Origin of the sequence: Legionella wadsworthii DSM 21896 = ATCC 33877, assembly GCF_000701265.1 — a bacterium.
GTDB classification, from domain to species: Bacteria; Pseudomonadota; Gammaproteobacteria; order Legionellales; family Legionellaceae; genus Legionella; species Legionella wadsworthii.
In genome coordinates, this window is the sequence record NZ_KL370759.1 from 592,960 (window position 1) to 606,409 (window position 13,450).

A 13,450-nucleotide genomic window follows, 5' to 3' on the forward strand; every position below is an offset into this window, starting at 1 on the left:
AAAGTATTTTGTCTTGCCAGGAAAAAACAACTCAGATATTAGCATAAATCTGAGTTATGTCATTTCCATATTATTTTAAGAATTAAAAACGAAAAATGAGATGGGCAGCAACTGAATAGAGGAAAGGATAATAGGTGTCTGTAGGATTAAGTTGCGATTCTCCATAGCCTGCAGTAAAGGTTCCTGCAATTTCACCCATGAGCCTTTCTGTAAGTTCAGAATTGATTCCTACACTAAAAGTTGGACCTGGTCGCCAATCATCCACCACAATATCTTTACGATGTACACCGGCAACCCCAACTCCGGAAAAAATTTTCATAGAGGAATGAGGAATAGGCACCATCAGTTTTCCTATGATACTAATTGTCTCTGTTTGGGTCGTTAAAGTTTCTAAGCCATCATGATCGAAGCTGAATAAACTTATTGAATCAAAATGGATATTCGCTTCAGGTAAACGCATGTAATTCATTTCTAAGGCAAAAAAGTGAGTAAACTCAACGCCACCTAAAACACCCCAGACACTTCCACCCTCATCCACATCTATTGGTGTCGAGAGCATAAGGGCCACATTTTGATTTTCTTTCGTCGGTACTAAACCTTTCCATGTAGTCGATCCCCATCCACCAATTGCTCCGATATAAAAAGGATGCTTTGGCAAGCTATCAGTTTCTGAAAAACAAAATGAAGATGAAAGAAATAGGAATGAGAATATAAATAATTTTGATTTTTTATTATACACAATAATTCTCTACTAGGGTAGCTGTATACATTAGAACTATGTTGGGTTATCACCCAACATAGAAGCTATTTATTTGAAACGAATTAATCTACTGACAGGGTTTTTTAGTTGAACTACAGATTCTGCCACGAGAATCTACACCACCTAAACGGTAACAATTCCAATTATCGAGACAATCTTGCTTTGTAGTATATGGTTGGGCAGCACATGCCTTATCCAGGGAACCATACACGCTTACCATTCGTGCGTAGAGCATGTTCATATCTTGACACATTCCAGCAGGTAGACCAGAAGAGGTACAGTAACATGTCGCCACAACTTTAAAAGAAGAACAAAAATTTAAATCATTTGTAGGTAATGCAACGCCACAAGAATTACCGTAAGAAAAAACAGAGAAACTAAGCAAACACATTAACCCTGCAAAAAATCCTCGTATCATTTTTAACATCCTCTCTTTATTTAGGCATGAAATTTTTCAAATAACTCTATCAGAAAATTGATTCATCTGCAAAAGAGATGGCGATTATTATTCGCAATAAAATGGAGGAAATTTTCAAAATGCATCACTGTGTGTCAAACATTACCAATGTCAATTTATAAACTGGAGGGATTCTGCCTGTTCAGACTTTGTTTTGGTAGATTCAACAGAATGGTTATCTAATTCTAGTGTATTCATAATTTGAATCACTTCTTGTGTAATTTTTTCGCGAAAGACCGGTTTCAGATTCGCTGAAATAACGAGATGTCGTATATTTGTGTTCGCATCACGAATAAAACTCGCTTCAAAAATATAGTCGATGGATAATAAATCATACTTATTACCATCAATAGATTTCGTACTAAGCCCACAAAATTCTAAACTTTTATTCGAGGAATCAATAAAATTGCTACGGATATTGATGTTAATAAGGAATTCATTGTTCCTTTTAAATGAAATCATGCGACTTCCGCAATGTTGCAAGATCTTTCGATAAAGGGAGGGTATTTTAAGGAGTTTCATATAAAGCGGCGTGAGAAAATAAGCCAAAGCTTTTTTTATTTTTGTGGGTTTCAAAGAATTAATAGAACATAGTTTTACCAAGTTGGGACAATACTGATAACTGCTTGTATCAATCATCGCATTACGTATTTGCTGGGATAAGTGAATCAACGAAGTCTTTGCATCCAAAACAATTTTAGTAGGTTCTATCCTTAGAAAACAGCCAATCGTATTATCATAATTCGAATTATCCCGTGTGGACTGAATCCTATTTAAAAATGTACTGGGATTACCTTGATAACAATGGCCACAACAATTTCTTAAAGCCAATGCAATGATTGCGCATAATGCATTGTTCATACTGATATGGTTTCTTTCGCAAAAAAGTTTAAGACGCAGTAGCGATTCTTCCGGCAATATGGAATATGTTGAATAGGGCACGCCTTCAGCTTGCATGTTGGGGATGATGTGCTCCTCTGGGAAAGTAAATAAATTAGCATCCTGCAGATACTTTTCCCAAAATTGTATGTCTTCCTCTAAATGCATTTTCATTGCGGTTCGTTCATTAAAAATATGCTCTTTGAAGTGAGAATCTGTTTTAATTTCATTGATCGATAATTCGTTGTACTTTAAGTAAAATTGAGATAGCTCAGAGAATAAAATATCCGTACAGTGATCATCTGATATAAAATGCGGCATACAAATCTGGAGTTCAGATTCGTTATCAGGCAAGAAAAATAATTTGGCAATGACGAGTGGTGTTTTTTTCGGCCAAGGATAAAAGTTTATCAAATGAGCCATTGATTGCTGGAGTTCCATATCACTCTGATTAGAAGACAAGGTTGTTAAATCAACAACATCAAGGTTAAAAGACCAATTTTTTTGTATTTTTTGCGCTGGTTGTAACTTTAAAATTTGGAAAGTAAGGGCACGATGTTTTTTTAAAACAGCTTGAAAGGCAAATTCTAAAGCTTTCTCATTAAGATAACCTTGAAGCCGCTTCCTGTCTACAATATTCAATTTTCGTGCTCTGGGTTCAAATGTATTGGTCATCCAAAGCAAAAATTGAAAGTCACTCAGAGGAATATTTCTGGTTTTATAGTAATCGAAATGTTTGTTTCTTTTCCTCATATTTTTATTTTTGGTTTTTTTAATTTTAGATGCCAGCGTTGCGATGTTAGATGCTTTATAAAAATCCGAGATACGGATGTTTCTGGATAATTCAGCATTTATTTTGGAAATGATACGTGCTGCTGATAGTGAATGTCCGCCTAAATCAAAAAAGTCATCATAAAGACCAATAAGCTGAACGCCTAATTCCTCGTACCAAATTTGGGTAAGTTTTTTCTCTAAAACAGTGACCGGTTCGACATAATTATGATTTGTAGCCAATAAGGGCACGGGAAAAGCAGACTTATCCAGTTTACCATTTGCAGTAAGTGGAAATGACTCCATCCTTACAAATCCTGTAGGTATCATGTACTCAGGTAAATCTTTCTGCAAATACCGGCGTAACTGTGTGGTATTGATAACTATTGAATCTTTTTTGGGTATGTAATAAACAATGAGTTTTTGCTCACCGAAAGTATCTTTTTGTGCGAGAAGCGTTACTTCTTTAATGTCTGGGTGAGTCCATAAATGTTTTAAAATTTCATTGGGTTCAATTCGAAATCCTCGTATTTTGACTTGGTCATCCATACGTCCTAGATATTCGATCATTCCATCAGTACGTTTCTTGCATAAGTCTCCAGTTTTATAAAAACGGGTATCGTTGATAAAAAGGAAATGTTCCTGGGAAAATTGCACTTGGTTGAGATAACCACGAGCAAGACACTTTCCACTAATAAATAATTCACCTTCGTCTCCATCTGCTACGGGTTGGTGATTGGCATCAAGAATGGTAAAGCCCATGTTGGTACCTGCGATGCCAATTGGTACATTTCCCTCTAAAAGATGGCAATTTAAACGGTTTACCCCATATGCTGAAACCGCTACAGTTGCTTCTGTGGGACCGTATTCATTAAATAAAATATGGTTCGGGTACAAGTCCAGCCAAGATTGGCATTCTGAAGCCGATAAATTTTCTCCTCCTAAAATAATGGTGTTAAGATGAGGCAAGGGCATTGGCTCGTTTTTAGCTCCATGTAATAACACCTTAAAAAAGCTGGGTGTCAATTTCATGATATTAATGCGTGATTTTGCTAGATATTGCAAATAAGAGGAAATTTCTTTCTTTGTATTATCCTCACAAATAACCACTGTCAAACCCAGCATGAGCGGAACAATGGAAGTTGTCACCGACATATCAAAAATTGGATTGGCAGAAAAATCGATCCGTTGTTGGGGTTTACACTGTGAATAATCTGCAAACCAAAGGCAATAATTAACAACGGAATGATGTTCAATGAGTACACCTTTGGGTGTTCCAGTTGAACCCGATGTATAGATTATGTAAGCCAAATTCTCTGGTGTATTGTTTGATATAGGGTTTTCTGCAGCATAATTGTTGATACTTGTTCTCTCTTTATCCAATATAATCACATTTCCCTGAAAAGACGCAAATTGGTCTTGATACACAGAATGAGTAATGAGGATAGGGCATTGGCTATTATGGAGCAGAAATAATAAACGTTCTTGGGGTTGTGATGCATCTAGTGGCAGGTAACCACCGCCAGCTTTCAAAATGGCCATGAGTGTAATGAGAAAATCAAAGGAACGTTCTAAACAGAGCGCAACAGGAGTATCTGGTTTTATACCTCTATTTAATAAATATTGGGCCAGTTGGTTTGCTCGGTGGTTTAGGTCGCTATAAGTCAATCTTTCAGTCCCGCATTGGGCGGCGATATGATGAGGGAAGTCAGATGCATATTCTTCAAATAAGCCTTGTATTATTTTATTCGCCATTTTTCATCCTAAAGTAGGGCATTAAGGAATAATACGAAACCAAATCAGCGGCTGAATGTTTTTTGGTTATTTATCCAATATCTAACTAAAAAACTTTTAAATTCAGTATAGTAAACACTTCGGGTATATTCAAACAGACAGGAACTATAGCTTTGGCAAGAGACGATCCATCCATTTCGGTAGATACCATACCCAATTTTTAAAGATGGCCATTGTTGCCGGAACTAAAAATGTCCTGATGAGAAAGGCATCCACAAAAATAGCCACAGCGATACCCAACCCGAATGCTTTGACCATTAGTACATCTGCAATTAAGAATGAACCGCAAATTACAATGACTATTAAAGCAGCACTCGTAATAATACGGCTGCTTTTTTCAATACCGAAAATAATACTGTTCTTATTGTCTTTTGTAATTTGATGTGCCTCTTTGATTCTTGTCAGCAAAAAAACTTCATAGTCCATAGAGAAACCAAAGAGGGCGCAAAATATGATGACTAACAAGCTGATGTCGAGCATTTCCTGAGGCTGGAAATTTAGAAAGTTAGCCATATACCCCTCCTGGAAGACGAAAACCAGGGCCCCATAAGCGGCGCTAAGGCTAAGCAAAGTCATAATGATTGCTTTAAGGGGCAAAAATAAAGAACGTAGCAATAGAAGAAGTATTAGATAAGAAAAAACAATGACCCATAAGACGGCATAGGGTAAATAATGATAAATACTATTCAGCACATCGATATTACTTACAGCTACTCCGGTCAGCTGAATTTTTAATCCCGAACCTATTTTGAGCTTATGTAAGTCATTGACCAATTTTTGGGTTTCTTCTGATTGCACGGGATATTTGCTAATGACATTCAGGATGGTCATCTGTTTGGTGGTTGTGGTATTTAGTAACTGCTTCACTTGAGGGTCTAGTAATTTTTTATCGAGATGATAAAGGGTATAGTATTGGCCTTTTTTCAGATCAGAATCACTGCTTATAATTCCATCCACTTTCTTAACTGAAGGATTCTTTTTTATTTTTTTGACTAAATTATATATCTCATTCAGATTGGATCGAGAAAGGATAGATGAAGAGGATGATTCGATGACCAAAACAATTGGATTTAAGTCTTCAATTTTAAATTTCTGTGCATAGGTATCATAGAAAGCACGATTCGCTGACTTTTCTGGAAATATACGATAGTCTGAAATACCAAATTTGGATACCAGAAGAGGATAGCCCAAGACCAGTAAAAAAATCAGAATTGGAAAGAAAAACAGATAGGGGTGGTGAACCACCCGATTGGCTATCCATCGCCAAAAGCTAGTGCGATCTCTGTTTTTAAATAGACGTATTGAAAGGAAATCTATTTTAGTTTTAAGAACAGCAAGAATCGCTGGTAAACAAATCGTGGACATGAACACTGCAAAAAAAACTGCAGCCAAACCACCTACTGCAACTGAAAAAAGAATATTCACTGGAAATAAAAACAAAGCACTTAAGCTCACAAATACGGCTAAACCACTAAAGAATATTGCTTTACCTGCTGTTTCCTCGGTGATGGCTATTGCTTCTTCAATTTTTATTCCACTATGTAATTCATCACGAAAGCGGCTAATAAAAAATAAAGAATAATCAAGGCAAAGGCAAAGGCCCAACAATAAAGCGATATTAATCGTGAAAATAGAAAGAGCGAAGTAATGGCCTAAAAAATAAAGTGTAGTCAGTATAATGAGAGCACACCCACCTCCTAAAATAATTGGGAGCGTTGCTGCAACAACCGATCCAAATACAAAAATTAAAGTGACTATAGCGACAGGTGTCGCCACAAAATCTGCCTTATAGAGGTCTGTTTGGGTTTGTTTATTAACGTTCTGAACAAAAAGCGGTTCGCCACCCATCAAAATAGTCATGTTCGAAGGCTTTTTAATGGTTTTTTTAAATTGGTTTAATAGCTCCTCACCGATTTGATCTTGTGTTTTAAGAATAATGGCTACATAGGCTGTGTGCTTATCCTTTGAAATTTGATGTGTTCCATTGGGATAAATGATTTCATTTTTAATTGGAAATTTTTTTAAACCAGATAAGGATGTTTTCATTTTCTTTTTAAACTCTGGTTCAGTGGCCAAAAGCGTATCACTGTGATACATGATGAGGAACTTATTTTTATCGTCGTAGCCTAATTTTTTATTCATATAAGCTTGTGCGTGAGCACTTGTAGCACTTTCATCAATGAATCCAGTTGTAGTGAATGGGTCAATAATATGGGGTAAAAAGGGAATGCAAAGTAAAATGGCTAGCAACCATAAGACTATGATGGGCCAACGGAGTCTGTTTATTAATAATCCTAATCGATACGACAGGGTTTTTTTATTCATATTATCGTCGGAACTCCTAATCCTGGAATTCATAAATATAATGACTCTTTAAATATATTAGTATAAATTAGGCAGTATGTATAAATTTGTGAGTGAAATGCGATTGGTGCATCTATATCAAGATTTAATAACAATTTTTGATGAATGTTTCGGACAGGAATATAATACAAGACTGTTAAAGGGTGATGATGAGCCAATTTATATTCCTGCTGGTGAGCGGCATTCTTATCATGGTTTATATTTTGCGCACGGTTTTTTTAGTAGTGCACTACATGAGTGTTCTCACTGGCTTATTGCCGGAGAGGAACGGAGGAAACAAGTAGACTTTGGATATTGGTATATGCCTGATGGGCGAACAGAAGCACAGCAGGCTCTTTTCCAACAGGTGGAGGTCAAACCGCAGGCGTTGGAATGGATACTTTCAAAAGCTACCGGTTATAAATTTTATATTAGCAATGATAATTTAAATGGCGAAGAGACAGATACTATTGCTTTTAAAAAAGCAGTATATGAACAGGTAATGCATTATTGTAGGCAGGGTTTACCATCAAGAGCGAAAAAATTTAGGGACGCCTTATGCTTATTTTATAACCAATCCATGACATTCAGGTCAGAAGACTTTTCTTTCGAAGAATTATAACTAGTAGTGCTCAAAAATCGACAGATAGGATAGGGGAGGTTGGGCCATGGCCCAACAAAAAAAACTTTTATCTCTAAAATGAAACACCTATTTTCTTGTTAATGATGTAAAACAACGCCTAAAGTCCAATCCAGATTTTGATTTGAAGGCACATAATTCACCGTTTGATTTGCTGTTAATCCGTAGCCTTCTACCATAAGTGCATAATAAAAGGCAGGTAAAAGGCAATAGGATTCAATGTATTCATTATTAGGAAATTGGCTACTGAGATTTTCCCATTGTTGGTGACAAATGAGCGTATTGGCTTGTTGCACCAAGTCCTGGATGGTTAATTGATTGTTTTGAAATTGAAATGGTTTACTTTCTGCTACATTTGGAAATCCTCCAATCGCGTACCATTTTTTTATGTGGTTAGCAGAGAGAGTGGGTTGCACTTCCTCTTTGACTTTATGCATTTTAATTAAAGGCGATACTTCTTGTTCACAAATAAATGCATCACCTTGGCCAGAGCTACCATCAGAAAGAGGGTATCCCTCAGAAAAGCAGGAAGCAGTATCGAGAAGTTGATGCGTCATTTCATTCTGGCCAAGTCCTAGAAAACTATGTACTGAAAGACTAATATGTTGGCCGTATAGGTTCAATTCTACAGGTGTATCTTTGTTGTCCGTGTTTTTTTGAATTGGAAAAACAATTTGTACTGAAGCACCACCGATGTCCATAACCCCTACCGGGTCAGAAGCAGATTTGAGGGTTCCGATATGATAATTTACTGAAAGCCAGTCATATAATGCCTCATCATGACCTGTAATGGTTTTGGCTTCCATCAGCTGCCAGTCCGATGTCTGACTAAACCATTTTTGTACTTCTTGATAATAAATTTTTTGCTTGGTTTGTGGAACAAGACGCATTCCTGCAGTGGCATAGAAATATACTGGCATGTGTTGCGCTGGCGCTCCAGAAAAAAGTGTGGTGAGGTATGCATCTATGGTATATTGATTGGCTTCAATCGTTGCAAATCCAGGTTTGATCTTTTTAGACCATATTTCCGTTATATGAGATGGTGTTTGGGTTTCATCGAGATCATAGGCAAAAATGTGAAGCCTGGAGCCAGTACTACCCGCATCGACAACAGCAATACATTGGTGTTCCGTACATGAAGGAGATTCAGCGTAAACTTCAGGAATTGCAATCAGGAAACACGAAATAAAAAGAAAAAAACGCAACATACATCATATCTCAGCAGAAAGGGATGAAAATAATACAATATGTATTTATTATTTGCAATATGTTATTATGTGGAAAAAATGATACACTCATTTTAAAATTTTTATGCAGGTATTGTCTACCTGCAAACTTACAGGATTGGTTATGAAACCACCTGATTTTATATAAATCAGTTTTTCAGGCAGTATTATCATGATGATAAATCAAGAGTATCGTGGCTCTATTTGTGCTATTTTATCTGGATTTCTTTACGGTTTCATTGGGTATTTTGGTTTAAGCGCAATGAGTGGCAACCTCTCTGCGAGCACAATGTTGTTTTGGAGATTTTTAATTTCCAGCATTATTATTTTTCTTTTTCTGTTACCTCAAATTAAAAAGAACAATGATAGTTATAAAAATATGTTTATTGCTTTTTTAACCGGGACATTTTTTTATGGGCTATCCACTTGGATTTACTTTTTATCTTCGTTTTATATTGGTTCTGGGCTAGCTATGGTTATCTTTTTTACCTATCCAGTCCTCATTATACTTCTTAATTATTTTTTTTATGGCCATTCAATACCGCGAATTTATTATCTCGCCATAACGGTTATTTTAGTGGGTATGTCGCTCATGATTGATTTAAATGCCTTATCTTTTAATTTATGGGGTATTTTATTGGGTGTTGCATCTGCTTTTTTTTATGCCTGCTATGTCATTGGCAGTGAAAGAAACACGCTTTCACCAAATATGTCTACATTCATGGTTTGTTTAGGATGTATGGTAACAAGTTTCGTTGTTTCCATGTTTAATCACTCATTTGCTGTACCAATCTCATTAGAAGTCTGGAACAATCTTTTTGGTATCGCTATTGTTGCAACGGTGATTCCTATAGTGTTGTTGTTATACAGTTTAAAATACATCAGCTCAGAAAAAGCGTCTATCTTATCTGTGTTAGAGCCGGTATTTGTGGTTATTTTTGGAGTATTACTCTTGGGTGAAGAATTAAATCTCTGGGGTACGGTTGGTATTGTATTGGTATTAACGGGTGCGTTAATTACTTTATTCAGTGATAAGCTCGATTTTGGTCAATTGAAATTGCCGCTGGTGCGTCGTGAAGATATGGGTTAATCATTTCTGGTACCCGTTGAACGTAATAGCTAAGATGCAGGAAACGAACCTTTATAATTTTAGAGGATGTCTTGGTTCGATTCTCTGCATTCAGCTATATCATTTGCCATTTATTAAATATTATTTAGTACCAACTTCCATTACAACCCCCGCAACCACCACAATCACTAGCACAAGTTCCACAACAGGAGGAGCCACCGCAGTTGACTAGGAATGGGGTTGAGCACACCAAAAATACAGCCAGTATTATTTTTTTCATTATACCTGTCCTTGTTATGGTATGTATATTAACTATACGCTACGTTTTTAAATTTAACCAAATTTCTAACTAATTTTTTTATTTTTAACATTTAAATTCTTAATTTTCTGCACTTTGTAACCATTGCAATCTCCATAAATTATAGATAAACATTTGATTTTCTGGAGTATTTAAAAGTCCAATCACTGATTGATGGGATAAAAACCGATTATTTGCAACGAATGCAACCAAAGAAGGAGACACTCCAGAGACATCCCATTCACAACCATTAATGAAAAGTTGATATTTAGAATAATTCTCTGATTGTTGATATGCAAATCGGCATGAAGGATCCCGAGCAAGATCCAGCCCCATTTCTATTTCATGGATAAAACTTTGTAAATCTGTGGATTCATGATCTTCTAAAGGTGAAGGCAACTGAAGTTCTGCCTGATAATCAAGTTGTGTAGCAAAACACCCGAACCAGGACTTTATTATAGAATCCTCATTAATAAGTTGTTGTAGTAACATTTTGGCATTAAGCCAGGCTGGGGGAGTAATTTCAGAAGTATGCTGTAACTGAGACCAATCCGGGTCTTGATATAAATTTTTAAACAATCCCTTTTCACTTAAATAATCCGCAAGGCTTTCTAATAATTCTTGCCCTTGATAACTACGATATCCGAAAGAATAAGTCATGCAGTGTTGGGATAAGGCAATACCATAATGTCCTACATGGGGCGGGAGGTAAAGCATGTCTCCTTCTTCAAGAATAAAATGCTCTTCAACATCGAACTGATTCATAATACGAAGTTCCAGATCTTTAATGTAATTCTCTTTGTGACACATTTTAGTAGTAAGACGCCATTCCCGTTTTCCCAAACCCTGGTATAAGAAAACATCGTAATTATCATAATGTGGTCCCACACTTCCTTGGGATACAGCATAACTAATCATGATGTCATCAACTCGCCACTGTGGAATGAAATTAAAATGATTCAGCAATTCATATACTTGGGGAATTAATCTATCTACTCCTTGCACGAGCAAAGTCCAATGTGACGAAGGCAATTCATTGAATTCCTTCTGTGACAAAGGGCCTCGCTTTAAATGCCAGAAGGGTGCCACGTCAGGTGTTTCCATAACCAGGCGGCTCTCAACGTCCTCTTCAAGAGCTAAACCTGCCAATTCATCCGGTGATAAAGGATTAATAAAGTCTGGTAATGCCTTACGAATGACCAAAGGTTTTTTTTGCCAATATTCCTTGAGAAAAGTTTCTATAGAAATGTGCTGAAGATTAATCATATGCAGTAAAAACTCCTCTCAATATTTAGATCATTTATAGGTACATTAAAAATTTATAACGGACTATAAGCAAAATTGAGCTTCAGTTTTTTTCCGATAAGTACAGGACACCAGGTCTCAACGCAAAAATCAATACAGTTTTAACTGGATTGTAAAAGACGCTCTAACTCACCTTTTGCTTGTCGGGAGAAATTGATTAAATCACTTTCTTTTTCAAAAAAATCAAAAGACTGGACTAATGTCGTCTCGTCATGTTTTCTGAATGCTTCGGATTTTTTCAAAATATCCTCATCTTTGTACCCTAAAAATTTCATAATCTCTTTTGTCATACTCAAAGAAGAGTCAAACAACTCTCTAATAAAGTAATCGACACCCAGTCGATATAACTCATAAGCATGGCGTCGATTACGGGCTCTTGCAAAAATTTTTAAATGTGGAAAATGCTGCTTTGCTAATTTAACAATTTTGATGTTTGCTTCGACATTACCGACAGCAACAATGAGGAGTTTTGCATGCTCAGCACCGGCACTTTTTAACATATCCAATCGACTAGCATCTCCAAAATAGCCGATATAACCAAATTTGCGGAGCAATTCTATTTGTTCTGGATTTTTTTCCAAGACTGTCACTGTAATGTTTTCACCAGTCAACAAGCGTCCAATAATTTGGCCAAAACGGCCATAGCCGGCGAGAATAATTCCATTTTTTTCATTAAAAGAGTCATATTCCCGATCAGGTAAGAAGCTCATAAATTTTGGAATAACAAATCGATGGTAAAGAAGCATGAGGAAAGGTGTAGCCAACATGGACAGTGCGACAACTAAAGTAAAAAAGGAAGCAATTTCTGGGCGGATGACTTTTGTTAAACCTGCATAATCAAAAAGAACAAATGCAAATTCACTTCCTTGGGAGAGGGCAAATGCAAGACCTAAACTTTGGAGTTTGTTTAGATCAAAGAACAAACCTAAAATATACAAAACAATTGCCTTGAATGTGATTAGTGTAAGAACCGCAAAAACAATAAGCATTGCTTTATCGCTAAAGAGGGAAAAATTCATTCCCATACCGACTGAAATGAAAAATAGACCAAGCAAAATTCCTTTAAAGGGTTGTATGTCTGCATCCACTGCATGTTTGTATTGAGAATTAGCCAAAACAACTCCTGCAATAAAAGCACCCAGAGCTGGTGATACACCAATTGACTCCATTAATAGGGTAACTCCGACGACTAAAGCAAGAGAAAAGGCTGTAAATACTTCCCGTAGATTGGTTTTTGCAATTATTGAAAATAAGTGTCGGGATAAATAATGTCCTACTAAAATAACTGCGCCAACGACCCCTGCAACCAATATTGCATGCATCCATCGGGGAAGATGCACAATTAATAAGGATTCATCAACATGAACAGGTACATCTCCATATTGTTTTAATAGGGGAATGATAATTAATATAGGAATGACTGCGATATCCTGGAAAAGCAATACTGCAAAGGACGTTTCTCCCTCGGCAGTCTTCAACAAGTTTTTTTCTTGTAACATTTGTAAAACAAGTGCAGTAGATGAAAGTGATAAAGCCATACTAATCACCAAGGCTGCTCTCCAATCCAGGCCTATAAGGATACCAATCCCGGATAAGAGGAGGGTTGTTAAAAGGACTTGTAAGCCTCCTAATCCAATGATAATTTTTCGAAGCTTCCATAACATAGCAGGTTCTAGTTCCAAACCAATCAGGAACAGCATCATAATGACGCCAAACTCACCAAAATTCATAATTTGTTGTGAGTTACCTATCAGTTTTAATCCAAATGGACCAATAAGGATGCCTACTATGAGATAACCTAAAACAGATCCGAGCCTGAAACGACTTGCAATAGGTACCATAATGCTGGCTGAGGCGAGAAAAATGAAAATGTTAAGCATTAAATGACCTTTCATATTTTAACTCTGC

At 36.5% G+C, this 13,450-nt stretch carries 9 protein-coding genes; 2 read left to right on the forward strand and 7 right to left on the reverse strand.

The genetic code is table 11. The annotated features are described in order from the left end of the window. Positions 1 to 82: 82 nt before the first annotated feature. From BU07_RS0108725 to BU07_RS0108740, 4 genes are all read right to left on the reverse strand, one after another. Complete coding sequence (locus BU07_RS0108725) at positions 83 to 658, reverse strand: hypothetical protein (protein ID WP_242601928.1); 576 nt, start codon at positions 656 to 658, stop codon at positions 83 to 85. 169 nt (positions 659 to 827) lie between these two features. Then, positions 828 to 1,178, reverse strand: coding sequence for a hypothetical protein (locus BU07_RS0108730; RefSeq protein ID WP_031565251.1), 351 nt, complete (start codon positions 1,176 to 1,178; stop codon positions 828 to 830). Between the two features lie 150 nt (positions 1,179 to 1,328). Further along, positions 1,329 to 4,622 carry an amino acid adenylation domain-containing protein gene (locus tag BU07_RS0108735; protein WP_084157824.1) on the reverse strand — a complete coding sequence of 1,098 codons (3,294 nt, stop codon included), beginning with the start codon at positions 4,620 to 4,622 and terminating at the stop codon, positions 1,329 to 1,331. A 144-nt stretch (positions 4,623 to 4,766) separates the two neighbouring features. After that, positions 4,767 to 6,986: an MMPL family transporter gene (locus tag BU07_RS0108740; RefSeq protein ID WP_031565255.1), complete on the reverse strand. Its 2,220-nt coding sequence runs from the start codon at positions 6,984 to 6,986 to the stop codon at positions 4,767 to 4,769. A gap of 106 nt (positions 6,987 to 7,092) precedes the next feature. Between BU07_RS0108740 and BU07_RS0108745 the strand changes: the two genes are divergently transcribed. Beyond that, positions 7,093 to 7,626: an elongation factor P hydroxylase gene (locus BU07_RS0108745; protein ID WP_031565256.1), complete on the forward strand. Its 534-nt coding sequence runs from the start codon at positions 7,093 to 7,095 to the stop codon at positions 7,624 to 7,626. Positions 7,627 to 7,724: 98 nt separating this feature from the next. Here BU07_RS0108745 and BU07_RS0108750 read toward each other — a convergent pair whose 3' ends face one another. Next, positions 7,725 to 8,852 (reverse strand): acetate and sugar kinases/Hsc70/actin family protein, encoded by a 1,128-nt coding sequence (locus BU07_RS0108750; protein WP_031565258.1) that lies wholly within the window; start codon positions 8,850 to 8,852, stop codon positions 7,725 to 7,727. Positions 8,853 to 9,045: 193 nt separating this feature from the next. On the opposite strand from BU07_RS0108750, the gene BU07_RS0108755 reads away from it, so the two are divergent. Continuing rightward, positions 9,046 to 9,960, forward strand: coding sequence for a DMT family transporter (locus BU07_RS0108755; protein WP_172459811.1), 915 nt, complete (start codon positions 9,046 to 9,048; stop codon positions 9,958 to 9,960). A 358-nt stretch (positions 9,961 to 10,318) separates the two neighbouring features. Here the strand turns inward: BU07_RS0108755 and BU07_RS0108760 are convergent, their stop codons facing one another. Both BU07_RS0108760 and BU07_RS0108765 read right to left on the reverse strand, forming a co-directional pair. Then, positions 10,319 to 11,503 carry a cupin domain-containing protein gene (locus BU07_RS0108760; RefSeq protein WP_031565262.1) on the reverse strand — a complete coding sequence of 395 codons (1,185 nt, stop codon included), beginning with the start codon at positions 11,501 to 11,503 and terminating at the stop codon, positions 10,319 to 10,321. 140 nt (positions 11,504 to 11,643) lie between these two features. Next, a complete protein-coding gene (locus BU07_RS0108765) occupies positions 11,644 to 13,437 on the reverse strand; it encodes a monovalent cation:proton antiporter-2 (CPA2) family protein (protein WP_031565265.1) in 1,794 nt (597 codons plus the stop codon). Between the last annotated feature and the right edge of the window lie 13 nt (positions 13,438 to 13,450).